The 24,712-nt window shown below is 60.9% G+C and carries 16 protein-coding genes and 1 pseudogene; 12 read left to right on the forward strand and 5 right to left on the reverse strand.

Annotated elements, in window-relative coordinates; genetic code table 11:
* Positions 1-56: 56 nt before the first annotated feature.
* From NKI50_RS07260 to NKI50_RS07280, 5 genes are all read left to right on the forward strand, one after another.
* Positions 57-1,952, forward strand: a complete 1,896-nt coding sequence (locus NKI50_RS07260) for an ABC transporter ATP-binding protein (protein WP_352715995.1) — start codon at positions 57-59, stop codon at positions 1,950-1,952.
* Positions 1,949-3,847, forward strand: coding sequence for an ABC transporter substrate-binding protein (locus tag NKI50_RS07265; protein WP_023716524.1), 1,899 nt, complete (start codon positions 1,949-1,951; stop codon positions 3,845-3,847). Before NKI50_RS07260 ends, NKI50_RS07265 begins: the two co-directional genes overlap by 4 nt.
* A 2-nt stretch (positions 3,848-3,849) precedes the next feature.
* A complete protein-coding gene (locus tag NKI50_RS07270; protein ID WP_023716523.1) occupies positions 3,850-4,848 on the forward strand; it encodes an ABC transporter permease in 999 nt (332 codons plus the stop codon).
* Complete coding sequence (locus tag NKI50_RS07275; protein ID WP_352482321.1) at positions 4,845-6,026, forward strand: ABC transporter permease; 1,182 nt, start codon at positions 4,845-4,847, stop codon at positions 6,024-6,026. The genes NKI50_RS07270 and NKI50_RS07275 overlap by 4 nt, the downstream gene beginning before the upstream one ends.
* A gap of 202 nt (positions 6,027-6,228) precedes the next feature.
* The gene (locus NKI50_RS07280; protein ID WP_352715999.1) at positions 6,229-6,708 is read left to right on the forward strand and encodes a class I SAM-dependent methyltransferase; all 480 of its coding nucleotides are present in this window, start codon (positions 6,229-6,231) and stop codon (positions 6,706-6,708) included.
* Positions 6,709-6,745: 37 nt separating this feature from the next.
* Here NKI50_RS07280 and NKI50_RS07285 read toward each other — a convergent pair whose 3' ends face one another.
* Positions 6,746-8,161 (reverse strand): adenylate/guanylate cyclase domain-containing protein, encoded by a 1,416-nt coding sequence (locus NKI50_RS07285; protein WP_352493869.1) that lies wholly within the window; start codon positions 8,159-8,161, stop codon positions 6,746-6,748.
* Positions 8,162-8,365: 204 nt separating this feature from the next.
* On the opposite strand from NKI50_RS07285, the gene NKI50_RS07290 reads away from it, so the two are divergent.
* The 3 genes from NKI50_RS07290 to NKI50_RS07300 all read left to right on the forward strand — a co-directional run bounded on the left by NKI50_RS07290 (position 8,366) and on the right by NKI50_RS07300 (position 11,383).
* Positions 8,366-9,190, forward strand: coding sequence for a hypothetical protein (locus NKI50_RS07290; protein ID WP_352716002.1), 825 nt, complete (start codon positions 8,366-8,368; stop codon positions 9,188-9,190).
* 74 nt (positions 9,191-9,264) lie between these two features.
* A complete protein-coding gene (locus NKI50_RS07295) occupies positions 9,265-9,789 on the forward strand; it encodes a GNAT family N-acetyltransferase (protein ID WP_023716519.1) in 525 nt (174 codons plus the stop codon).
* Between the two features lie 208 nt (positions 9,790-9,997).
* Positions 9,998-11,383, forward strand: a complete 1,386-nt coding sequence (locus tag NKI50_RS07300) for a hypothetical protein (protein WP_352493866.1) — start codon at positions 9,998-10,000, stop codon at positions 11,381-11,383.
* A gap of 549 nt (positions 11,384-11,932) precedes the next feature.
* Here the strand turns inward: NKI50_RS07300 and NKI50_RS07305 are convergent.
* Both NKI50_RS07305 and NKI50_RS07310 read right to left on the reverse strand, forming a co-directional pair.
* On the reverse strand, positions 11,933-14,404 hold the full coding sequence (locus tag NKI50_RS07305) for an adenylate/guanylate cyclase domain-containing protein (protein WP_352716005.1): 2,472 nt from the start codon (positions 14,402-14,404) through the stop codon (positions 11,933-11,935).
* An 80-nt stretch (positions 14,405-14,484) separates the two neighbouring features.
* The gene (locus tag NKI50_RS07310) at positions 14,485-15,579 is read right to left on the reverse strand and encodes a branched-chain amino acid ABC transporter substrate-binding protein (protein WP_352482327.1); all 1,095 of its coding nucleotides are present in this window, start codon (positions 15,577-15,579) and stop codon (positions 14,485-14,487) included.
* 279 nt (positions 15,580-15,858) lie between these two features.
* Between NKI50_RS07310 and NKI50_RS07315 the strand changes: the two genes are divergently transcribed.
* Together NKI50_RS07315 and NKI50_RS07320 are read left to right on the forward strand one after the other, a co-directional pair.
* Positions 15,859-19,158 carry an ATP-binding protein gene (locus tag NKI50_RS07315; protein ID WP_352716008.1) on the forward strand — a complete coding sequence of 1,100 codons (3,300 nt, stop codon included), beginning with the start codon at positions 15,859-15,861 and terminating at the stop codon, positions 19,156-19,158.
* Positions 19,159-19,177: 19 nt separating this feature from the next.
* Entirely contained in the window at positions 19,178-19,858 is a 681-nt protein-coding gene (locus tag NKI50_RS07320) for a redoxin domain-containing protein (protein ID WP_023716514.1), read from the forward strand.
* A 305-nt stretch (positions 19,859-20,163) separates the two neighbouring features.
* Here NKI50_RS07320 and NKI50_RS07325 read toward each other — a convergent pair whose 3' ends face one another.
* Positions 20,164-23,136 (reverse strand): trifunctional glycosyltransferase/class I SAM-dependent methyltransferase/polysaccharide deacetylase, encoded by a 2,973-nt coding sequence (locus NKI50_RS07325; protein WP_352716011.1) that lies wholly within the window; start codon positions 23,134-23,136, stop codon positions 20,164-20,166.
* 81 nt (positions 23,137-23,217) lie between these two features.
* A complete protein-coding gene (locus NKI50_RS07330; protein ID WP_023716512.1) occupies positions 23,218-23,322 on the reverse strand; it encodes a glycosyltransferase in 105 nt (34 codons plus the stop codon).
* A gap of 436 nt (positions 23,323-23,758) precedes the next feature.
* On the opposite strand from NKI50_RS07330, the gene NKI50_RS07335 reads away from it, so the two are divergent.
* Positions 23,759-24,424 (forward strand): DUF3450 domain-containing protein, encoded by a 666-nt coding sequence (locus NKI50_RS07335; protein ID WP_352716014.1) that lies wholly within the window; start codon positions 23,759-23,761, stop codon positions 24,422-24,424.
* Positions 24,425-24,431: 7 nt separating this feature from the next.
* A pseudogene (locus NKI50_RS07340) lies at positions 24,432-24,712 on the forward strand (OmpA family protein); the annotation flags it as partial.

Below are 24,712 nucleotides of genomic sequence, written 5' to 3' on the forward strand. Positions count from 1 at the left end.
TCTCGCTTTTCTGGGCCTGCCGACCGGCAGGCCGCCAGAGTGGGGCTGGTGTGAGAATGAATTCGAGCGTTGATCTGCTGCGGATCGAGGATGTTGGCATCTCTTTTGCCATTATAGGGGGACCGTTGCATGCCGTCAGGCGTGCAAATCTTCGCGTCCTGCCCGGCAAGGTTACCGCGCTTGTGGGCGAGTCCGGTTCCGGAAAATCGGTTCTCAGCCAGGCAGTTATGGGCATTTTGCCGAACACAGCCCATGTCCGCGGCCGTATCCTGTTTTCCGATCCTGAAAAGCCCGGCACGACGCAGGATATCCTGCAAATGCCGCGTGACGGACCCGAAATCCGGGCGTTGAGAGGCAGCCGCATCGGCAAGATCTTTCAGGAGCCGATGACATCGCTGTCGCCGTTGCACACGATTGGCAATCAGGTCAGCGAATCCCTGCAGATTCATACGCCCATGGCTCGGGTGGAGCGCAAGGCGCTGACCAAGGAAATGCTCGGCCTTGTCGGCTTTCCCAACCCCAAGCGCGCCTATGACATGTATCCCTTTGAACTTTCGGGAGGATTGCGTCAACGCGCAATGATCGCCATGGCGCTTATCTGCCGGCCCGCCCTGTTGATCGCCGACGAGCCGACGACGGCGTTGGACGTCACCATCCAGGCGCAAATCCTGCAATTGCTGCGCGAGCTTCAGACGAAGCTGAACATGGCGATGCTGCTGATCACGCACGACCTTGGCGTGGTCGCCAATGTCGCCGACGAGGTGGTGGTCATGTACCATGGCGAGATCATGGAAGCGGGACCTGTGGAGGCGATATTCCGCCGGCCAGGTCACCCTTACCTGAAGGGCCTGATGGCAGCCGTTCCGCATTTCGACCTGAAGCCTGGCGAAAGGCTAAAGGCGCTCCGCGAGGTGCCGGTGAATGTCGGGAACCTGCTCGGCAAGCAGACGGCGCTGGCATCGAAGGGGCCGGACGACATCCTGCTGTCGGTCAGCGATCTGACAAAGACCTTCACGATCCGCAAGTCCGGATGGTTCGGCGGAGATCATCAAACCCCTGTTCGCGCCGTGGACGGCGTGAGCTTCGATATCAGGCGGGGTGAGTGCCTGGGTCTTGTCGGCGAAAGCGGCTCCGGCAAAACCACGGTCAGCAAGATCCTCATGCGGGCTGTCACCCCTAGCGGCGGCTCTGTGATCTTCAACGGCCGCGATGGTCCGATCGACGTCTTGGAAGCCGAGGGAGACGCCCTGCGCCTGCTGCGCGCGAAAATCCAGATGGTCTTCCAGGACCCGGTTTCGTCGCTTTCACCTCGCATGACGGTGGAGAACATCTTGAGCGAGCCGCTGGAAATCCATCAACGTGGCAATGCCGCGTCCCGACTCGCCACGGTCAAGAGCCTGATGCAGGCAATCGGGCTCGATCCGCGCTTCATAAAGCGTTATCCGCACAGTTTCTCCGGCGGGCAGCGTCAGCGTATCGGCATCGCGCGCGCGTTGGCGCTGGGACCTGAACTCCTGATCTGCGACGAGCCGGTTTCGGCACTCGATGTCTCTGTCCAGGCGCAGATTCTGAACCTTCTGAAGGACCTGCAGAAGGAACTGGGCCTGACCTACCTGTTCATATCCCACAACCTGGCGGTGGTGGACTACATGGCAGACCGCATCGCGGTGATGTGCGGCGGGCGTATCGTCGAGCTCGCGCCGCGCGAAATTCTGCTTAGGAAACCTATCCACCCCTACACGCGCTCACTGGTCGCCGCAGTACCTTTCCCCGATCTCGACAGGCCGATGGATTTCAAGACGCTGAAGCTCAGCGGCGCTTCCGACACCAGCGCATGGGGACCGCAATTCCGCGACGAGGGCGACGAGGATATGCTGTTGCCGCTCGATCTTGGCGGCGGCCACCTCGTGCTGGCCCGACGTTCGGCCGATGTCAGCGAGCTACGCCATTGATCAGCCGGCGCACCGTCCTTGGGCTCATGGCTTCGGCATTTCTGCCGGGCACGTTGCGCGCCGGCGATCTGGAGCCGGAATTTCTTCAGCCGCAGCTGAAGGCCAGGGCGCTGCCGGCCCTCGCCGAACGCCTGCCCAAGCGCCCGCGCGCATTGAATCTCGCTGCGATGGGTCGGCAGCCCGGCCAGTATGGCGGCACGCTGCGCACGATCATCGGCAGCCAGAAAGATATCCGGATGATGACGATCTACGGGTACGCTCGCCTGGTCGGCTATGACGAAAAGCTTAACTTGCAAGCCGACATTCTCGAAAGTTTCGATGTAGCGGATGATCGTGTCTTCACTTTCAAGATACGGGAAGGACATAAATGGTCTGACGGTAGCCTGCTGACGCCGGAGGATTTTCGCTATTGCTGGGAAGATGTCTGGCTGAACGATGAGCTTTCGCAAGGCGGGCTCGCCCCGGCCCTGCTGGCGGATGGCAAGCCGCCACGCTTCGAGATCGTCGATCCGTCGACGGTCCGCTATAGTTGGGATGCGCCCAATCCCGACTTCCTGCCCAAGCTCGCCGCTGCTTCGCCGATATCGCTTGTTCTGCCAGCCGCCTATCTCAAGCAGTTCCACAAGAAATACCAGGATCCATTCCGGCTCGCCGGCCTAATGAAGGAGAACCGGGCCCAGAAATGGACGCTCCTGCATATCCGCATGTCGCGGCAGTATCGCCCGGAGAACCCGGAACTGCCGACGCTCGATCCCTGGCAGAACCGGACCAAGCCGCCGGCCGAGCAATTCGTCTTCGAGCGCAACCCGTTCTTTCATCGAATAGACGAGAATGGCCGGCAACTGCCCTATGTTGACCGGATCGTCATGAATGTCAGCTCGTCGGCGATCATCTCCGCCAAGACCGGTGCGGGCGAGAGCGACCTGCAATGTATGGGAATTGACTTCAGCGATTACTCCTTCCTGAAAGACGCGGAGAAGCGCTACCCTGTGAAGATGCATCTCTGGAAACGCACACAGGGTTCGCGGCTGGCGCTGCTGCCCAATCTGAATTGTGCCGACCAGGTGTGGCGTGGCCTTTTTCGTGACGTGCGAGTGCGCCGCGCACTTTCGCTCGCTGTGGACAGGCGCGAGATCAATTTGGCTGTGTTCTACGGATTGGCGCAGGAAAGTGCCGATACGGTCCTGCCGGAGAGCCCGCTCTACCGGCCGGAATTCGCGAAAGCCTGGGTCGCCCATGATCCCGACCAGGCCAATGCCCTGCTCGACGAGGTCGGGCTTCAGGCGCGTGACGATGACGGCCTGCGGATACTTCCCGACGGACGCCCGGCGCAGCTCGTAGTGGAAACGGCCGGCGAAAGCACGCTGGAAACCGACGCGCTCGAGCTCATCACCGATCACTGGCGCAAGATCGGCATCGCCCTGTTCATCCGGACTTCGCAGCGCGACATCTTCCGCAGCCGCGCGCTTGGTGGCCAGATCGTGATGTCGATGTGGTCGGGCATCGACAATGGCGTACCGACCGCCGACATGAACCCGTACCAACTGGCCCCCACCGTCGACGACCAGCTGCAATGGCCGCTCTGGGGTGCTCACTACTTGTCTCATGGCAAGGTCGGTGAAGCGCCCGATCTTCCGCCTGTGGTCGAGTTGATGGCTTTACTCAAGCGCTGGAACGCATCGACCGAAGCCACGGAGCGCGCCGAAATCTGGAATTCAATGCTGTCGATCTATACCGATCAGGTGTTTTCGATCGGCACGGTGAACGGAACGCATCAGCCGATTCTGGCGTCCTCGCGGCTGCGCAATCTGCCTGACAAGGCGCTCTACGGCTACGACCCGACCGCCTATTTCGGTGTCTACATGCCGGATACATTCTGGCTTGGAGAGTCCTGAGCGTGCTTCGATATTTTGTCTGGCGCATCGCCGTGATGGTTCCAACGCTGCTGGTCATATCGGCACTGGTGTTCACGATCATCGAACTTCCACCAGGCGACTATTTCGACAGCTATGTTGCCGAGCTTCGGGCTCAGGGCGAAGCGGTGGATTCCGATCGCATCGAGATGATGCGCAAGGAATATGGTTTCGACCAGCCACCGGTCATTCGCTACTTCTACTGGGTCGGCGGGATGCTGCACGGCGATTTCGGCTATTCCTTCGAATATGAGCTGCCGGTTCGCGACGTCGTCGGGGACCGAATGTGGCTGACCGTGCTGGTTTCCTTCGTCACGATCATCTTTACCTGGCTCATAGCCTTTCCGATCGGCATGTACTCCGCCACGCATCAATACAGCTGGGGCGACTACGGCCTGACTTTGTTCGGCCTTCTCGGCCTTGCCATTCCGAACTTCATGCTGGCGCTGATCCTGATGTATTTCGCCAACATCTGGTTCGGCACGTCCATCGGCCATCTCATGGACCAGCAATATCTCGGCGAGCCGATGAGCTGGGCCAAGGCGAAGTCGATCCTCGCCCATCTCTGGATCCCGGTCTTGATCATCGGCACCGGGGGCACGGCAAGTATGATCCGGCGGCTGCGCGCCAATCTGCTCGATGAGCTACATAAGCAATATGTCGTGACCGCGCGCGCCAAAGGCCTTCATCCCTTCAGGGCGCTGGTCAAATATCCGCTGCGCATGGCGCTCAATTTCTTCATTTCAGACATCGGCTCTATCCTGCCGGCCATCATCTCCGGCGCCGAAATCACGGCGATCGTGCTGTCTTTGGAAACGACCGGGCCGATGCTGATCAAGGCGCTCCAAAGCCAGGACATGTATCTGGCAGGGTCGTTCCTGATGTTCCTCGCCTTCCTGACGGTCATCGGCGTCCTGATTTCCGACCTGGCGCTGGCGCTACTTGATCCGCGAATTCGTTTGCAAGGCGGCAGCACCAAATGAACACGCAATCGCCGCTGCCCGCTCCGGGTGCCCCACTGCAACACTACGTTTCCATCGCGCCCTTTGACCTGCAGTCGGTCGAGGTGATGACGCCGGAGCAGTCGAAGGTCTTTCAGGCGTCGCAGTTGCGGCTGATGTGGTGGAAATTCCGGAAGCACCGGCTTGCCGTCATATCCGGCATATTCCTGGCGGCGCTTTATTTCGGGATACTGATCTGCGAGTTCCTGGCGCCCTACAATCTGCACACGCGCAACATGGACTACATCTATTCACCGCCGCAGCGGGTGCACCTGTTCCACAACGGCCAGCTCGTCGGGCCGTTCGTCTATGGCCGTCAGATGACGCTGGATATGGACACGCTCAAGCGGAACTACATCGAGAAACAGGATGATGTTCAGCGGATCCGTTTCTTCTGCAAGGGCGACAGTTACCGGTTCTGGGGCCTGATCGAAGGTGACAGGCATTTTGTCTGTCCTGCCGAAAACGGCCAGCTCTTTCTGGCGGGCACTGACAGGCTGGGGCGCGATGTGCTCTCGCGCATCATCTATGGTGCACGCATTTCACTGACAATCGGCCTCGTCGGCATCAGTTTCAGCTTCCTGCTCGGCATTGTCATCGGCGGACTGGCCGGCTATCACGGCGGTATCTTCGACCTGATCGTTCAACGGATAATCGAAGTTCTGCAATCGATCCCCAGCATTCCGCTATGGCTGGCACTGGCGGCGATCATGCCGATAACCTGGAGTCCGATCCTGATCTATTTCGGCATCACCGTCATCCTCGGGCTGCTCGACTGGACCGGACTGGCGCGGGCCGTGCGTTCAAAGCTTCTAGCCTTGCGCGAGGAGGATTACGTTCTGGCCGCGCAATTGATGGGCGCCAGAAGCAGCCGCATCATCGGGCGGCATCTCATTCCCGGCTTCATGTCGCATCTGATCGCGACGGCGACGATCTCCATACCCGGCATGATCCTGGGCGAGACGGCGCTGAGCTTCCTCGGGCTCGGCCTGAGGGCGCCGATAACCAGCTGGGGCATCCTGCTCACCGAGGCGCGCAGCGTCAGCGTCATCGCGTTCTATCCATGGCTGCTTTTGCCGATGCTCCCCGTCATTCTCGTCATCTTGGCGTTCAACTTCCTCGGCGACGGCTTGCGGGACGCCGCAGACCCCTACAAGTGAGATCGCTATTCCGCCGCGCGCCGTGCCGCCGACTCGACCCGGTATGGTCCTTGTCAGCGGCCTGTTCGCTTGTTGCAATGTTCATCGTTCGCCTCGGCAAGACTCGATCTGGGTTTAACACGTCGGCGTCGGGTTTCAGCCGCGAAACGCTCTGGTCGGGGGCAGTTGATTTCGTGGACTGGTTCAGGACATACAATCGCACATGAGTCGCCTCGACAGTTTCATCCGGAGGATGACCGCACAGCGCGACATACTCGATCATGTCTGCGCCGAGGTGGCGAAAATTGAGGGGCCTGTGCTCGAGCTCGGCCTCGGCAATGGCCGGACGTTCCACCATCTGCGCGAGCGCCTGCCCGGACGCCGGATCGTAGCGTTCGACCGCGCACTTGCCGCACACGCCAGCTCAATTCCCGAAGCGGAAAATCTCGTGCTCGGCGAAATACGCGAGACCGCGAGCAGGTTCATTGGCATCGACGCCGCTCTTGTTCATGCCGACATCGGCACTGGCTATGAAGATCGCGATGCAGTGACCCTTACCTGGCTTCCCGATCTGACCGCGCGCCTGCTTCGCGTCGGCGGCATCGCGGTCAGCGGCATGCCGTTAGATCATCCGCAGTTGCAACGCCTCCCGCCGCCGCCTTCGGTGCCCGCCGATCGTTATTTTATCTGTAGGCGCGTGTGAGGGGCCGAGACGATCCAAATCTTCAGGGGCCAAGCCTTCAGGGGATCGTATATACTGCTATCTCCCGCTCAATGCCGCGCAGCGAGACCTCGTGGGGCACGGGCGTCAGCGCCTTCCTGTGCAACAGATCGGCGGTGAGATTGTCGTCGACCACCGCCCGAGTGGCGAAGATCGCCTGTGCGTTGGCAAGGTTCTGGACCCGCGAAGCAATGTTGACCGTCTGGCCGAAATAGTCCTGTCGGTCGTTCATAGACACAGCAATGCAGGGGCCGGCGTGGACTCCGATCTTGAGCAGCAGATCCTCGCGCCCGCTCTTGTCGTTGAGCGTACGCATGGCATCGCGCATCCTGAGGGCGGCAGCAATCGCACGATCAGGCGTCACGAAGGTCGCCATCACCGCATCACCGATCGTCTTCACTACCGCGCCTGCCTCCGCTGCGACGATCTCGTGCAGAACCTGGAAATGCACGCGCACGAGATCGAAGGCTGAAAGGTCGCCCACCCGCTCGTAAAGCTCGGTCGATCCGCGCAGGTCGGTGAACAGGAACGTCAGGCTGGTGATCTTCAGGCGCTGGTTAATGTCGAGTGTATCCGTGCGATAGAGATCGCGGAATGTCTGGTTGGTGAGCAGGCGCTTGGCGGTCAGGAAGGGCCGGCGTTTTCCCAGGAAATCATGCAATGCCTGGCCGGCTATGAAGACCGTCGGCAGCACGCGGGTGTCGGTCCTGTTTTCCAGCGAAATGCGCAACGGGCCGGGTTGCATCTCCAGCGTCTGGTTCTGGACATGGTCGCGGTCGAAGGCCAAAGAGAGGCTCCGGCGCTCCTTTGTTGGTTCGCCCTTCCCGTCGATGAACTGCGCTGAATGGGTGACCGGCTCGAAGACGATGATGAATTCGGACGGAAGCTGTATGGGCAGAACCGCCTTTTCACCGGGCGCAAGCTCGATATCCTCCAGCGAGAACGCTTCCATCTTTTCCGCGAAATCCTCTTCCGGCAGATCGACGCCGGACGCCCAGTAGATCTGGCGGAAATATTCCGCCACCGGCAATTCGTGTGGATTGTGGGCGGCAATCCTGCGCACGCGGGGACTGACGGTGAATGTCACCTCGACCATCTCGTCGAGGGTGGGCGAATAGCCCTCGGAGCACAGCGCGCAGGTGTATTCGTCCTTCTGCAGGGTTTTCAGCGTGGCGTTGGTGTCGAGCACGCCGCCACAGCCGGGGCACAGAACATTCCAGGAAATGTCGAAGATGCCCACCCGCGCCGCATGGAGAAAGGCGCTTATGGCGCGCTCCTCGTCGAGGCCATGCTTGCTGGCGAAGGCTGGCGCATTGATGCGGCAAAGTTCGCGGTCCTCGCCCTCCGCGATGGTTCGCTTGATCGCGTCGATCGCCTGTGGATCGACATCGGCCGATTGTCGCAGAAGCGAGAACAGATCCTGAGCTTCGTTCATCGTGCAGGTTCCGGAAAATGCGCCCCGAGGCGGGTTGACCGGACCGGTCTTTGGTCCGAGTGCTCCATCTTACTTCGAAACAGATCGTACGGCCATTCGAATGGATAAGCCTGGTGACCGTCCAATTTCCATTCGGCGGATTTTCACCGGCCGCAAGCAGCACTATGATGGTCCATGGAGCATTCATCTTTGGGATTTTCTCCCATGCCGACATCCAACAACCCGCCATTTCCCGCGGCCCTGCGCCTTTTCTCTGCGGTGGTCATCATCGTCCTGATCGTAGGCGCCGGCCTGTTTTTCGTGCCTGTTCTGGTCAAACCGGGCTGGCCTTGGGCCGTCACGCCGTTCAATGCGCGCTTCCTCGGTGGCTTCTACACCGCCGAAATGGTCGTGATGGCGGCGCTGCTGGTCTGGAATCGCTGGTCGCCCGGCAGGCTCGTGCTCGTCATGGCCTTCATCTTCACCGTCATCGTGTCGGTGGCTTCGTTCATCAATCTCGGTTATTTCAACTTCGAGCGCAAAGGGCCCTGGCTGTGGTTTTTGGTCTATCTTGCTTCGGTCGCGGTATCCGGGCTGTTCCTGTGGCGGGCCAGGGCCCGTCCTTCTGCAAAAGGCGTGACCTTAAATCCCGCATGGCGCGGCTACATGCCGGCGGAATCCGCGATCCTTGGGCTCTATGGCGTCGGCCTGTTGCTGTTTCCCCTGACATTCAGTGGCATCTGGCCATGGCCGATCGATGCCTTCCACGCTCAGGTCTACAGCGCCGTCTTCCTCGCCGGTGCGGGCGGTATATATCTGGTCTGGAGAAGCGCGCCGCGCGAGGAACTGCTGGTGCTCGGCTTGGCGCAGTTTCTGGTTGGCCTGCTTGCCATCCTCGGCGTCGCCATCACCGACGCTGCGGTGCACCGGATCGACTGGACAGCGACCGGGACATTGTGCTGGCTCGTCCTTTTCGGCTGGATCGGCATCAGCGGCGTCTTCAAACTCTACGCCGCCTCCCGGTATTTTAGCTCGCAATCGGCATCATAGGTTGCAGAGACGGCTGGATTTTCAGGTGACGTCCGGTGCATCGTACCGGGCCGATTGCCTTCGCCGGGAACGCCATGACCAGCACGACCTCGCCACCCTCCGAGAAAATCCAGCCGCAGCTCCGGTCCGTCCGGCCAAGCGATGCGGAGGCGCTTTGCGCTATCTTCAACATGCCGGGCTTCCGCTGGGGCACGCTCAGGATGCCTTTCGAGATGGTGGAGCAGGTGGCGCGGCGTATCGCCAAGTCCGGCCAGGAAACCACCTGGATCGTTGCCGAGCTGGACGGCAAGGTCGTCGGCCATGGCAGCCTGGTCGTGCAGGGTTCGCCGCGCCGTTCGCATATCGGCGAGATCAATATCGGCCTTGACGATGCCTTTGTCGGCAAAGGTATCGGCTCCGCCATACTTGGCGCGCTGCTTGACGTAGCCGACAACTGGCGCGCCCTGAAGCGGGTCGAATTGACCGTCTATGCCGACAACGAACCCGCCCTCCGTCTCTACAAAAGCCACGGCTTTGAGGTCGAAGGCCGGCATGTGAAGGCCGGCTTTACCGACGGGCAGTACCACGACCTCCTGAGCATGGCCCGCCTGCGGTTTTAAGATCCGCTGGTTTGGCCTTAACTGTTTAGCCAACCTAACAATTCGTGCCGAGTCGGCGAACAGGCGGTTGCTTATGGAGAACTCCGTAGGAGACGGTCATTTCGGCTCACACCATCTTGATCGAGTTGACGATCTATGTGTGGGCCGGCCGCATCCAGCAAGTCTGGTCTCCCTTGGCGTTTGCACCGCAAGCGGCTAGACGGGACCAATGACCGCCGTCCTTGACCCAACGCCTACGCCTCCGGTGGAAATTCTGGCTGTGCTGTCGCTGCTCTGCCCGGAGGTCGTGCGCGACATCGAGCAGAACTGGAATGCACCGGTTTCCGATTACGCCCGCCATCTGTGGCGGCCGGTGGCAAGGCCTGCATCGGCCCCGGCGATCGCTGCCCGATCGATCCTGCGCGAAGTCTTGCATCAGCGCCTTGGTGTGATGATGCAGCCTGACGAGATCGGCAAGACCCTCGACGAGTTCGAGTACAGACCGGTGATTCAGTCCGGCCTGCACTGCCTGCTTCTGATGGACCGGATCACCTTCGATGCCCTCCTGCTTGCCTGGCTCGGCGCGGTCGAAAACGGGCTGTCGGCCTTCTTCGGCTTCATGGGAACGACGATGACCATGGAGACAATTGGCCGGGAGGGGCCGGGATGGCTCGATGTCGGCGACGACAAGGTCAACCTGTTTGGCATCGGGCGCCACAAACTGTGCCGCAAAAGCGCCTGCGTGGCCGGTCCCGTTTCCCTCAACAAGCGCGCGCTTGAGGCGGTGGGCGATGAAACGGATGCCAGCCGCTGGCTGGGCACACTGCTTGCCAGCCAGGACAAGGTGTTTGGAACCGCCGCCGATGCGCTGACAGCCCTCAACGAGGATCTGGTCGCCAATTGGGATCGTGCCGGCATGGCCCTGCCGGTTTTCATCGATGATCGGCTCGCCGCGGCTGCCATGGCACGGCATCTAGAACATGACGGCAGCCTTCTTTCCAGGCTGCTCATTGAACCCGCAAGACGCCAGCGTCTCGAACATGCCTTGCAAGAGGCCGCATCGAGCCCGTTTGGCAGATTCCTGCCCAATGCCACGGACTATTTCTGGGGCATCCGCGAGGAGCGCGTGCGCAAGCTCGTCCTCGAGAACGGGCACCTGATCGAGCCTGACAGGCCGCATGGTCTTTTAATCCCGTTCGAGCGGCTGCATCTCAAGCAGGGGCTGCTGGACGGCGTGCTGCTGCCGAACTTGTTCCTGACGTTCCTCGTCCTTGCCATATTGCCGCGCGTGCGGGTCGTGGGCGGCCTGAGACAGATTGGCTATGTAGCGCTTTTCCACTCGATCCTTCTGGCCGTGCTAGACGAAAACGCGCCGGAAGAGCGCGATCTGGCCGCTGAGCTGCAGGTTCGGGAAAATGCCTGGGGCATGCGGGTCATCGATGAAAAGATCTCGGTCCGGGAGCAGCTTGCCGGCCTGCCGGAAGGGGCGCTCTTCCCGGACCTGCTCCGACAATACCGTTTGCGGACATTTGCCGAGACGACCGACGACCTGAAACTGGTTCGCGAAAACGCCCGATGGCGCAAGATCGGCCGGGCAGAGATCAAGCCGACCTGAGCCTCACTTCAAGCCTTATTTCAGGTTGATTTTCTGGTGAGCAACCGCAAGCGACGGCGACTATCGGTGAGCCTCTGGCGTCTGGTCCGGCCGCTTTCCTTGACGCTGATGCGTTTTGGGATTTCGACGACGGCTTCCGCCTCGACAGTCATATGGCTTGCCTGAGAGCCGTCTGCAGTTCAAGGCCTGACCTGACATGGCCTCACCTGTCATTGCACGACACCGGCCTTGCGGAACCCGTCCACAGCGAGTTCGAAATCGGCAATGACTGCTCTATCATGCTTTCGGACGTTCGACACTGTCACGCCGAGCGGCCGCTCTGGGTCAAACTTTGCCGTTTAAGGCGGCGCCCCGGAACGGGCAACTTGCGCCATATCCGGACCTTGCCAGTGATGCCGTGAATGTTAAGTCTCGGCTCCGATGCGGACGTTCCGCCCGAGTTCAAAGACTGACCGCGACCGTTCTGTGGCCTTCGCATCGACAGCGCCAATAAGCTGCGTCCCACATCCTACTCCTTGCGTCCATGGAAGGGTCGTTGTGAACCAAGCCCTACTGCCCGGGCTTGTGGGAAAGCCGATCCAGCGCGTCTCGAAGCGCAGTGGCGGCATCGTCACGCTCGTCAGCGGACATCAGCTCCGGTTCAAGTTCCAGCCTGAAGTGCGGCAGCTCGGTTCGAACGGCGTGACAAGCGCCGGCTAGATTGGCCTTCAGATCGATGACGCGGTAGGTGGCGACGGGATAGGCGATCCCCTTGACCTGGACATGCCCCATCTCCTCACAGTCGATCGTGTTCTTCACTTGCGCAAACGTCTCGTAGGAAATGAGGACGGTCCCCGGTGGCGCCTCCTGTTCCAGGCGCGAGGCGAGATTCACGGCGCCGCCGATTATCGTGTAATCCATCCGGTCCTCGCTGCCGAAGTTACCGACAGTGCAGTAGTCGGTATGGATGCCGATGCGGCAGCGCAGCGGTGTCTCAATTCCAATGTCACGCCAGATTTCGGCAAGTTCGCTCATCCGCTTTTGCATGGTGAGAGCCATCTGCACACACGCCAGCGCGTCCTCCTTGACGCCGCGCGTCTCAGGGTCGCCGAAAAACATCAGGATCGCGTCGCCGACATATTTGTCGATCGTCGCGCCGTGATCCGAAGCAATTTTCGACATTTCCGTCAGATAGTGATTGAGGAGCTGGGTGAGATCCTCGGATTCCATTTTGTCAGTGGTCTCGGTAAAGCCGGCGATATCGGAGAAGCATATTGTCAGTTTCTTCCGCTGGCTGGCGATTCTAACGTCTTGGCGGCCGGCGAATATCGAGCTGTACACTTGCGGCGCCAGGTATTTGGCCAGCTTGTTGGAAAGCGCCTCGAGAGCCGTGGATTTCTCTGCGAGGTTCTCCTCTCGTTGCTTCAGCTCAGTGATGTCCGAATAGACCGCGACCGTGCCGCCGGCGGTGATCCGCCGCTCGCTTATCATGATCCATCGCCCGTCGCCTCGCCGCTGCACCCACGGTTCGCCTGGGTTGCGGTGCCGGGAGAGCCGCTCGGCGACCCATTCCTCGAGCCGCCCCTCGGCATCCTTGATGTAGCCGCGCTCAGCGGATCGGCGAATAATGTGCTCGAATGTCGTGCCGGGCATCAGTTCGATCGCAAGGTCGCTGTAGAGCAGTTCGCGGTAGCGGCTATTGCTGAGGACAAGCCGGTCCTCCCCGTCGTACAGCGCGAATCCCTCGGAGATACTCTCGATCGCATCGATGAGCCGTTGGCGCGCCTCAGCGACATCGCGCAGGTTCTTTTCCTCGACCTCGACTGCGGTGTCCCGGAAGAGCCTAAGCGCTTCGGCCATCCGGCCGATCTCGTCGCGGCCCGCGGCAGGCAGCGGCGCACGAAGATCGCCGCCGGCGATTGCGAACATGCTTTGGCTCACCTCTCCCAGACGGGCGAGAAGGCTACGGTCGACATAGAGCCAGACAACCAGAACGGAACTCAAGAGGGTGAGAAAGGCGGAGCCAAGGACAACTCCGGTACCGTAGCGCTGGACCGTCGCGGCTTCGAGACCGGACGCGGTGATCTCGCGGTCTGCCGCGGCGACCAGGCGATCGACGGCAGCGGTGAGACTGCGCGACAGCCGATTGTTTTCGGCCAGAAGCTTTTCGCCCTCTGCGAGCACTGCTAGCTCGTCCTTGCGCGCCTTCGGGATGCTGTTCCCGCCGTCGATCAATGCCTTGAACTCGCCGACCCGCTGTTGGAAACGGGTTCGCAGCCTCTCGTCGATCTCGGTGGAAACCGTGTCGAGAACGGCGAGCGACCGGCGCAGCGGAAACAGGATCAACGTCAGATCGTCTGGCGTTGGCGCGTCCGTCGTCTTGACCAGCACGTCATTGACCACCGATATCTCCTGCTGCGCTTTCTGCTGCGGAATGTAGGCCGCAATTGCCTGGACCAGGTCGGCCGCCGCCGCCGCACCGCGATCCGGCGCGAGCGACGTGTCGGCTGTAACCGCCTGCCATTGCTGGAGCTTGGAATTCATCACGAGGATACCGGGCGCCACAAGACGCTGGCTTGCATTTGTCGTAGCCGACAAGCGGCGTAACAGTTCTTCTTTGCGCGCCACCACTGTGAGGCGGGCGACAACAAGGTCGTCGAGGGCGTTGAGGTTGCGCCGCAGACCAAGAACTGCAGCCTCGATCTCAGCCACCACCGCCGTGCTAAGCGTGGCACCTTTGAGTGCGGCAAGCAGTTCCTCGAGGCGCGTCATCTCGACCCCGACCGCGGCGGAAACCTCGCCGTGCTGAGCTTTGCTGGTCGAAGTAAGTACGGCGGGCGCAGAGGCGGCTACCCGCTCTGCCTGGCGCGACAGCTGGAGGGACGCGAGCGCCAACGGTACCCGATCCTTGGTGATGCGGTCGACGACCTCTCCTACCTGGAGGAAGGCATAGAGAGCGGCCGCTGTCGCGAGTACGGCGAAGGTGCTGATGCCGAAAAAAGCGAGCAACAGACGGCCACGTATGCCGAAGCGTTCAAGCATAACGGCGACACATAGCTCTGAACGGTCCAGCTAACTCGATCTCCATCAGCTGTCTCAAGCGGCGACGGCATCGGCGGTCCTTATTCGACCGGCACGTACTCTCCACCTCGCCAGACGTACCATACCCAGTTTTGGCTCGTGAGATCGCCCTTGTTGTCAAAGTCGATACGGCCCAACACAGTATCAAATTGATTGCCGCGCAGCGCCGCTATCACGGCTTGGAGCTCTAGTGAGCCGGCCTTGTCCACTGCCTGCGACCAGGCCTGGACGGCGGCGTAACTGAGCAGCGTGTAGCCTGCGGGCTCGAAGTTTTCAGCCCGGAACCGCTCGACGACCGAGGCGGCTTCGGGATTTCGGCGAGCGTCCGCGGGGAACGTGAAGAGGGTACCCTCAGCCGCGGGGCCGGCGATCAAAGCAAATTCCTCGGTCGCCATGCCATCGCCTGAGACTAGCTGAACTGTGTAGCCGCGGTCGCGCGCAGCGCGAACCATGAGTGCGACCTCGGCATGATATCCGCCGACATATGCCACGGCGATGTTCGCAGCCTCTAGCGCAGCGATCTCGGCCGAATAGTCGTTCTTCGCGGGTGTGTATTCCTCGTAGATCGCTTCGACTACGCCGCGCTTGTTCAGCTGTTTTCGAGTCTCGTCAGCAAGACCCTTTCCATAAGTGGTGCCGTCATGAAGGATCGCAATCTTGCTGTTGCTCCAATGCTCGGCCAGGTAGTTGCCGGCCACGATCCCCTGCGTGTCGTCGCGACCAATGACTCGAAAAACGTTGGCGCGGCCTTGTTCAGTCAACAGCGGATTGGTTGATCCTGGTGAAATCTGCAAAACGCCCGCCGCCTCGTACACCTTCGATGCTGGGATCGAGGCTCCAGAGCAGTAGTGCCCGACGACGAGCACCACACCATCACCCACCAGTTTCTGGGCTGCGGCGACCGCTTGCTCGGGATCACAGAAGTCGTCGGCCGTGATGAGCCTCATCTGCTGGCCGAGTACGCCACCCGTCGCATTGATGTCGGCCACGGCCATCTCGGCGCCACGCTGCGCCTGCTCGCCGAACCAGGCGAGCCGTCCCGTCATCGCAGATGAAACCCCAATCAGCACCTCCGCCCGCGCGGAGCTGAACGCGGCCGCGAGAACTAAGATCGCCATGGCGATGATGCGGTGCATGTGTGCACCCCCTTAACTGTAGCTTACGCCAATCCCGTCAGAGCCGACAGCCCCTTCGGCAAGCGCGGCTGTCTCGGCGACGTTCGCGGATCCGACAACTATTGCGCCTTCAACAATGCCTGCCCGCAGCGCCCTGCCACCGGACCCACACTGATCGCTCGATGCCCATTTGCGCTGCCGCTTGCCGGTCGACGACTATCGGTGCATCCTTGCGAATAGCCTGGCCGTGAAGTGCGTGGCGAGGTCACGCCGGGACGGCCTCTAGTGAGGTCTTGTTCGATGGACTGCTCGGGCTGCGGTTTCGAGGTTGAGGGCGGTTACGCCTTCTGTCCGGGGTGTGGCAGGCGCCAGCCCGTGCCATGCGCCAGTTGCGGCTACCCCTGCGCACCTGATTTCGAGTTCTGTCCGAAATGTGGGGCAAACGTCGGTGCGCCCGCAAAAGTCGTCGAACGGCCTGCTCCGACATCAAGCCGGACCATTGTGCCGCCTTCTCGAACTCCATCGATGCTTCCGGACATCGAAAGCGAAGAAGGGCTGCATCCCTTCTCTGACGCCGATCGCCGGACGGTAACGGTCCTGTTCGCCGACCTTTGCGGCTTCACGACGCTCAGCGAGCAGCTCGACCCCGAGGTCATGCAAGCGCTGCAGAACAAACTGTTCAAGGAATTGACGGCGGCCGTGCGAAACTTTGGTGGTTTCGTCGACAAATTCATCGGCGATGCACTGCTCGCGTTGTTCGGTGCGCCGGTCGCGCATGAGGACGATCCCGAACGTGCGCTTCGCGCCGCTCTCGACATGATCGCCCGGACGGCGCGGCTCGGCGAAAGCACCCCCCACTCCGGCTCGCCTCTGTTGCTCCACATCGGCATAAACACTGGTCCGGTCGTTACTGGCGGATTGGGCATCGGCACCGCCAAATCCTATTCGGTGACCGGCGACACAGTGAATACGGCGCAACGCCTGCAATCGCTGGCCGCACCGGGTGAGGTGCTGGTAGGCGAGCTCACTCACAGACTGACCCGGCATGCCTTCTCTTACGAGTCGCTGGGTGATGTCGTGTTTCGCGGCAAGGCTGGCAGTGTGCTCGTCCATCGACTGGATGCACCGCTTGCGACGCCGCGTGCAGCGCGTGGGCTCGAGGCGCTCGGCCTCAGTGCGCCGATAATAGGTCGTGGTGCGGAGCTCAGTAGAATGATGGCGAGCCTTGACCAGGCGTGCAGCGGCTCGGCCCAACTCGTCCGCCTCGTCGGAGAAGCCGGTATCGGGAAATCGCGGCTGGTGAAGGAGTTCGTCGCCCGCGTCGGCGACGAGGATCGTTTTCGCAACGTCGCCGTGCGGCTGGCCACGTGCTCACCGCTGGGCGAACAATCATTTGGCGCCTTGGGCGCAGTGGTGCGCAGCGCTGCCGGGATGATGCAAAACGACAATGGGGACGAAATGCGGGGGAAGCTCGCAGGCTTGCTTACCGATCTCGGCCTGCAGGGCGAGGAGGCGAAGCGGCTGATGCCTTTGCTCTACCATGTGCTCGGCCTTGGCGACCCCGATGCCACCTTGCAGCATGTCGAACCCGAGCAGCTGCGGCGGCAAATTCTCTACGCAGTCCGCACAATCATCGAACGGCGGCTTGCGTTGTCGCCGCTGTTGATTGTCGTCGAAGACCTGCACTGGGCCGACGCCGTGTCGCTTGAGGCACTACGTTTCGTGATGGACAGGTTGGAGCGCACGCGGTTGATGTTGCTGGTCACGCATCGTCCGGCGCCGGATAACGACCAGCTCGACTCAAGTCGGGTCAGTCACACAGCGCTCAGGCTTCCGCCGCTCAGCAGTGATGACGGACGCAGCCTGCTGGCGGCGCTTTTCGGCGAGAGCTGGGTAAACTCCGCAGGAGGGCTTCTCGACCAGATTCTCGAGCGCGCGGGCGGCAACCCCCTTTTTTTAGAGGAGATCGTTCGCGGCCTTATCGATCGCGGTGTACTGATGCGAGAGGGCCAGCGATGGCGGACTGTGGCAGGCGAAGTCGCAACCGGCATCCCCGCCACTATCCAGGCAATGTTGCTTGCCCGCGTCGACCGGCTGCCCCAAGAGGTGCGCCGGTTGGCCCAGGAGGCCGCGGTAATCGGCCCGCGCTTCGATGCCACACTTCTGAAAACTGTGACAACCGACCCCGGCCGGCTCGAAGCCGGCTGCGAACTGCTTTGCGATGCGGAAATCATCGAGGAAGTTGCCGGATCAGGCTCGGTCTCGTCGCAAAGCTACCGCTTTACGCAAACATTGCTGCAGGACGTGATCTACCAGAATCTACTCCTGCAACGGCGGACCGACATCCACGGGCGGGTCGGAGCTGCCTTGGAGCAACTGTGCGGCGACAAGCCGGAGCGGCTCGAGGATTTGACCGTGCTCGGTCATCATTTCGCACAGAGCGCCGAGCGGGAGAAGGGCGCGCATTACCTGCAGGCGGCGGGCGATCGCGCTCGCATGATATACGCCAACGACGACGCCCTTCGTTTCTACGAGCGAGCACTGACTGCGTTGGCCGCGATCGGGCAAACACCGCTCAAACTGGCAATTGCAGAGCGCATTGCCGATTTGAGCGGCCCGGCAGGCCGCCGCGAGATCGCGCACCACCATTACGAAACGGTGTTGCAGGTATACCGCGAGTCGGCCAATCGCGTCGCGTCGGCGCGAGTTTTACGCAAGATCGGTCGGCTGCTCTGGGACGTCGGCAAGCGGGACGACGCAGAATCCCGCTATGCTGAAGCGGCAGCGCTCCTCGATGGAGCGGATGCCCCGATCGAGCAGGCGCATCTCTGGCAAGAACGTGGCCGACAGGCGTTCCGTAGCGGAGATCACGCTCTCGCGGCAAAATGGGCAGACGCGGCGCTGGATTGCGTACGCACTCTGACAACGGAGCATGTCTCCGAGGTAGGGCGTGATGCCACCCTTGTGACCGCCGAGGCACTCAATACCAAGGCTGTTGCGCTGGCTCGCCTTGGGCGAAACCGTGAGGCCGTGCGTCAGGTTGAGCATAGCATTGAATTGGCCGAAGCCGCCGGTCTACTGGGCGCGGCCTGCCGCGGCTACACCAATCTCGGCGTGCTTTACACGACCATCGATCCGGCGCACGCGATGGAGGTCTGTCGGCGCGGTCTTGAAGTGGCGCGCCATATTGGTGATTTGGGTTTCCAGGCGCGCCTCCTCGCCAATCTGGCGGTCGCTTGTTGTACTTTCACGGATCGCTGTCCAACGGAGGGCGTACCTGCTGCCGAGAAGGCCATCGAGATCGACCGGGCGCTCGACCAGCGCGAGCACCTGCCGGTGCCGTTGATCGTGCTTGGGCAGATCCACCAGTGCAACGGGCGTCCGGAGCTGGCGGTTGGCTTGTTCCACGAAGCACTGGACGTAGCCCGCGAAACGGGCGAACCCCAACTGCTGTTTCCGTGCTATGATGGTCTTGCAACGCTTAATCTCGACCTCGACAATCTGGCCGAGGCCGAACGCTACTTTTCCCTGGCGCAGGGTATATGCGCCCAGCACGGGCTCGACCCGGAAGCGCTTGTGGTGCTGCCTTTTCTCGACTAGCCGGGGTTGGAGGTGGAAAATGTCCGCGCGTAGTGACTTGGTACCGCTTCAACCGGGCGACCGTGCGCCGAACTTGATACTCGACGCCATTACCCAGGAAGGCAAGATCGCGCTTGACGACTTTCGCGGCCAAAAGCCGGTGCTGGTCGGCCTGTTTCGAGGTCTGCATTGTGCGTTTTGCCGGCGCCATATCGCCGCCCAGGCGCGGCTTGATCCGGAGCTGCGCGAAAAGGGCGTGGAGAGCCTGACGGTGGTCAACACGCCAATCGAACGGGCGCGTCTCTATTTCCGCTACCATCCGATGCCGAATCTGCTTGCGGCCTCCGACCCTGAACGCGCTTCACATCGTGCTTTTGGACTGCCCAATCTCGAATTCACCCAAAACGAGACGAACTGGCCGTACAAGGTCTCGATGGCAGCGGCAAAGGATATGCGGGTCGATATACCAGGCGAGTTGCCCGGTCCTATGGACCCCATTGCGGCCAGCGAAATCCTTAATAAGAGGGACCATTACGAACTGACCGAAGCCGACGAGCAGATGATGGCAACGGGACACGGACAACTGGTCGGTCAGTTCCTACTGGATCGGCAGGGGATCGTCCGCTGGAGCTTCACGGAGGTTCCAGAGGGCGGGCGATACATGTTTGGGGCGCCAAGCCCGCAGGAGCTGATGTCAGCCGTGTCCCAAGTGGCCCAATAGACTTGCGAACGAGGTAAACGGGCGCGGCACTGAACAAAAAGCGGAACCAATTTGTTACAAATCTAACATTGGCCTCGACGAGCCAGAATGTACGGTCCTGGCAATGCTTTCTGTCGCCTCTGGACTAGCGATGTCCTCTGTGGATGGCTCCTGTATCGTGGGGTGGCTGCGACAGCACCCCTTCCAACCGTCAGAACGCTGTCGTCAACAACAACAATCTCGAAAGAGCGCGCAGCTGCGGAGCGTCTCGTCGATTGTATCTTGCGCATTGTGAGCGGGAATGATGACACTGACAAGCTCACCGTTCATTCGAGCACGGCCTCGATACGGGCAACAAAGTAATCGAGCGAGCGATCCCCGCGAATCTCGATCCGCGGAAGGTCGATGGGATCGCAATCGAGGTCCGCCGGCCCGTGTCTGCCGCCGAAGCCGATCCGATAGCCGCACTCCTTGGCCAGCCTGCCAAGCCGTCGGTCGGTGACCGAGAAGGGTGCCGCGAACGCCGTGGTTGGCCGACCGGTCCACCGTTCGATGAACATACGAGAGCGCAGGAGTTCGGCGGCCAAGTCAGAGCTCGACAGACCATCGATCGCGCGATGCGTCGCCAGATGGCTTCCGAAGAACGCACCTTCGCCGGCGAGGCGTCGCACTGTCCTGGCGTCCATAAGCTGCGTCGGCGGGCCACTGTAGGCGTCCCACTGTGCACTTTCACCCACCAGGTCCGTCACCAGGAACACTTCCGCGGTCAGGTCATTCGCGCGCAAGGTCGGCCAGGCATGGTCGGCAAAGTTCTGGAAGCCGTCATCGAAGGTGATGAGCACTGGGCGGCCAACGAAAGGCTGACGGTTGGCGATGAACCATTCCAGCTGCTCGGACCTAATCGCGTGAAAGCCATTGGCGCGCAGCCATGCCATTTGGCTGGCGAATGCGGCGGGGGTGAGCCGAAAACGGGCGAGCGCGGCCGGACCTTCATCGGAGACGCTGTGATACATGAGGACGGGGATACGCTGTCGCCGCTCGCTACGTGCGACGTCGCGGCGCAAGGCCCGCGCCCCGCCCCAGACGATTTTTCGCGCGACCCCGATTTCGACGGGCGCGCGGATTGGCACATGATCAATCGTCGGTTCCGTCGCCACGTAGCCTGGTGACAGACGGCGGAAGCGGTCTATGCGGTAGAGTTCGGTCTGGATCGATTGCTCGAGGACGAGGCCGTCGGTCGCTGCCAGCGTCTCTGAGATCGCTTGTGCACCGAATGTATTCCAGTCGAAGCCCGTCCTTTCAACATTGTCACGTAGCACGAACGCGTGTGCGCTGATGAAACTGCCGCCAGGCGCCAACGCCTCAACGAGTTTTTTGGCGATGCGCCGCAACTCGGCGAGATCATCCAGGTAGTAGAGCACTTCCGAACAGACGATCAGATCCATCTCACCCGGCAGCGTGTCGGCGGAGAAATCCAGTACGCCGAACTCAACGTTCGGCTGATCGCCGCATCGCGCGCGCGCCCGCCCGATGGCTACGGCGGAGATGTCAGTTGCGGTCAAATGGCCCACCCGCGGCGCCAGCTGACGCGTGAAGTGGCCCTCCGCGCAGCCCAGCTCAAGCGCCCGCCCGATGGGACCGGCAGGCAAAATTTCGAGCTGCCGCTCATATTTTTCCTGCTCATAGGGCGAGCCGTAGTTCCAGGGATCCTCGGTCGCGAAATGGCGATTCCAGAAAGACCTGCGATCGTTGTCGTGCCCATCCGCGGCCCGTGCACGGCGCGGCGCTGCTAGAGGCTCTGTAGCTTCGGCGCTCGACCCAACCAGCGCCTGCGCTTCCACGGCCAATCCCGCGAGTTTGCCGAAATGGCTGTCCCGATCAGACCGGCGTCCCGCTATGGACAACAATGCCTCGGCTGCAAACACGTTTGACTTGTCGGTACCGGCGCCCTTTTGCGGTGCAGATAAAGGTGATCGCCTCGCAAGCGGCGCGGCACTGTGCATAAGCCGCTCAGGGGGCACGAAATTCAGGATCAACTCAGTCCAATGACGCCTTGTCACTTTCCCGAGTACGCCGAACTGTACGAAAGCCTCGATCTGGCCATCCATCATCAGATAAGCATAAATTTGATCGATTCCTTCTGGAAGCTCGATCGAGGTCGGATTTCGAGCGTCGACGCGAATGCCGAGTGTCCGCGCCAGTCTGCGCGGCGCGGCAAGATCGTCGAAGTCGAGAAGCATTTGCTCAAGGTGATACTGGACGCGGCGACCCGCTACGGGATCGTCCCAGACCTTGCCGAGTTCGATGATCAATTCGGTGAGGGAGCCGCCGAACCTGTCCCACTTGGCAGCCAATTGCGCTGGCACCGATAGGCTTCCTACCATAAGGCCATCGAAGACCACCTTGGCGATCTCACGCGCCCACTTACGTCCTGCCGGGAGCGCGCGCAGGGACTGCGGGTTGATCGAGCGCGAGCCGCAGCCGCAATCCGACGCGGCGTTCCACAACGCGAACCATGCGAGTGCGTCGGAAGCGGTGCGGCCGTTCGCCTCGATCGCTCCATTGGCGTGAGCCGATGCTGGGTGTTTGACCCTGGGATCAGCAGAAAAACCGCGGGCGATCACGATTTCCGCATCTGCCAGCATCTGCGTCGAATTGCGGCTGAGCGAGTTGGGGCTGACCCGATGGAAAGCGAGCGGCTCGTCGACCATCACCCAATTTTTGCCTAGACGTGCGAGGCGCTGCCACAGATCCCAGTCCTCGCAGGTGCGCAGCGACACATCGAAACCGGCCAACTCGACAATTGTCTCCCGGTCGACCAGCAGCGCGTGAATGGCGATGGCACACCGGCGGGCGAATGTCTCGAAGGGCTGGATCGCAACCTCCGTTGCGATGCTCGACGGGGTGAGTTCGCCATCGGGCATCACGCGCCGAGAACCGCAATAGGCGGCGACCGCATCGGGCGCTGCTTCAAGTGCGGCCAGCATTTTCGCAAGGAAGCTGGCATCCACCCAATCGTCCGCATCCAAAAACATGAGCCAGTGGCCGCGCGCTGTCGAAATCCCGCTATTGCGCGCGCCGGCGGCGCTGTACGCGCAAGAGCTTAACGTCCGAAATCGGGCATCGTGCTCCACATAACCGGCGATGATCGCGGGGGTGCGGTCCGTGGAGGCGTCGTCGACGATGATCGCCTCCCAGTCCATTATTTCCTGATCGAGAAGGCAATCGAGTGCGCGCGCCAGCGTTACCTCCGCGTTGTGCGCAGGAACCACGATTGAAACCAAGGGATTAGGCGCCACGCCGTCTTACTCGCGCCCGGTTCGAAGGTAGAACAAGATGCGTCGATCTTTCTCGGCATAGGCCGTCACAATCGACGCCGATCAGTCCATCGACCCATCGTCTACCACGACTATATCCAGTATCTGGTAGGTCTGCCGGCGGATGCCGGCAAGCGTTGCGCCGACGGTTTGCTCGGCATTGAGCATCGGTACCACACCGCCTTGCGGTAGCATTGTCCTGGATCATCGAGCTTTCGTTTTCTTCGGCAAGAGTCGGCGAATGTCAAAACCGGATGACGGCATCGGCTGGCAGCACTGCCCTGTCAAGATCGGGGCGAATTAGAGGCAGGCGAAAAAGACTTGAAGACAGGGCGAATGGCAAGCGCGCATGCCCGACGGCTTAGACTGAGGCCGATGCGCCGCGGCATTTCCTTTCGCGCATTTCATCTGCAAAAAGATGATCGCGGGCGAGACGCGAGCGTAAGCTGATCCGGATCGAGCCGCATGTCCAAATCTACCCGAATGGGGACGCACGAAACCACTTAAGCCGAGAAGATTCCGGCTTGCGGGTCGGCTATTTTGCTGACATGTTTATCAGTTGCTAAATTAGCGCTGTGACAATGTTCAAAAGAAGGGGCATGGGATGGCCAAGGAATCTTCGAGTACCGCTTCTTCGGCAAATAAAGCGGACGCAAATCTGATAAGTAATGCAGACGGAAACGGGCTGACCTTCGTGGCGGGCCAGGCTCGCGAGAGCGGGGCCCCCGGCGACGCTGTAGGTGTCGACAAGATACGTGATCTGCTGTTCGGCAACCAGATGCAGGACTCTGACCGCCGCTTTTCCAAGCTTGAAGAACGGGTCTTGCAGCGCTTCAAGGATGTCGAATCCGAGGCCAAGCGCAATCTTGAAATGTACGAGTCAAATGCAAAGAAGCAGGTCGACTCGCTTGCCGCGCAATTGCGGAACGAAAAAGACGCGCGAGCCGACGCCGACAAGGAGATTGACCGGAATCTTCGCGAGCAAAATCAAGCGCTTGAAAAGCAGGTGCGCGCGTTGTCGGATCAGTTGAGCGAGCTTGAGCGCGAAGTTGCGGACCGGATAAATCGAAACGACCATTTGCTGCGTGAGGAAATCAAGCAAAAGAATGAAAGCATTCAGATGCTGATGGAGAAAATGTTTTCCGATCTCGGCAATGTCAAGACCGACCGAAATCTTTTGGCTGGCCTGTTTGTCGAGGTTGCAAAATGTCTAAATCAGGATCCCGTCGGCAGCAAGAGCAACTCGGAGCGTACCTGGAAAGTGAGTTGATCGGAACTTGACGTCGACCGTCGACCCAATCAGCCTTCCTCAAAGAGCAGCTTCGAACGATACAGAGATTGATCGCGAGGCTCTGGCTCGCCTTTTGATCGAAATTGCCCGGAACGTTGATCCGGACTATCGTGCGCGTCTCGACGGAATCCCAACCGCCGATCCTCGCATGGAAACGCTTCGCCAGTTGCTGGTCGGTCGCGAAATTTCGGAGCTTTCACGAGTTACGCACCTGCTCGACGAACCCGAGCAGCTTGCGGCTGCACTGGGGAGCGTTCTCCCCCGTGC

Source organism: Mesorhizobium sp. M0563 (assembly GCF_040321065.1).
GTDB lineage: Bacteria > Pseudomonadota > Alphaproteobacteria > Rhizobiales > Rhizobiaceae > Mesorhizobium.

Bases quoted from the DNA above. Each gene is read 5' to 3' on its own strand.
- NKI50_RS07305 (WP_352716005.1), bottom strand. From the start codon at position 14,404: ATGCTTGAACGCTTCGGCATACGTGGCCGTCTGTTGCTCGCTTTTTTC.
- NKI50_RS07260 (WP_352715995.1), top strand. From the start codon at position 57: ATGAATTCGAGCGTTGATCTGCTGCGGATCGAGGATGTTGGCATCTCT.
- NKI50_RS07285 (WP_352493869.1), bottom strand. From the start codon at position 8,161: ATGAACGAAGCTCAGGATCTGTTCTCGCTTCTGCGACAATCGGCCGAT.
- NKI50_RS07280 (WP_352715999.1), top strand. From the start codon at position 6,229: ATGAGTCGCCTCGACAGTTTCATCCGGAGGATGACCGCACAGCGCGAC.
- NKI50_RS07335 (WP_352716014.1), top strand. From the start codon at position 23,759: ATGGCCAAGGAATCTTCGAGTACCGCTTCTTCGGCAAATAAAGCGGAC.
- NKI50_RS07300 (WP_352493866.1), top strand. From the start codon at position 9,998: ATGACCGCCGTCCTTGACCCAACGCCTACGCCTCCGGTGGAAATTCTG.
- NKI50_RS07290 (WP_352716002.1), top strand. From the start codon at position 8,366: ATGCCGACATCCAACAACCCGCCATTTCCCGCGGCCCTGCGCCTTTTC.
- NKI50_RS07320 (WP_023716514.1), top strand. From the start codon at position 19,178: ATGTCCGCGCGTAGTGACTTGGTACCGCTTCAACCGGGCGACCGTGCG.
- NKI50_RS07275 (WP_352482321.1), top strand. From the start codon at position 4,845: ATGAACACGCAATCGCCGCTGCCCGCTCCGGGTGCCCCACTGCAACAC.
- NKI50_RS07295 (WP_023716519.1), top strand. From the start codon at position 9,265: ATGACCAGCACGACCTCGCCACCCTCCGAGAAAATCCAGCCGCAGCTC.
- NKI50_RS07310 (WP_352482327.1), bottom strand. From the start codon at position 15,579: ATGCACCGCATCATCGCCATGGCGATCTTAGTTCTCGCGGCCGCGTTC.
- NKI50_RS07330 (WP_023716512.1), bottom strand. From the start codon at position 23,322: ATGCTCAATGCCGAGCAAACCGTCGGCGCAACGCTTGCCGGCATCCGC.
- NKI50_RS07315 (WP_352716008.1), top strand. From the start codon at position 15,859: ATGGACTGCTCGGGCTGCGGTTTCGAGGTTGAGGGCGGTTACGCCTTC.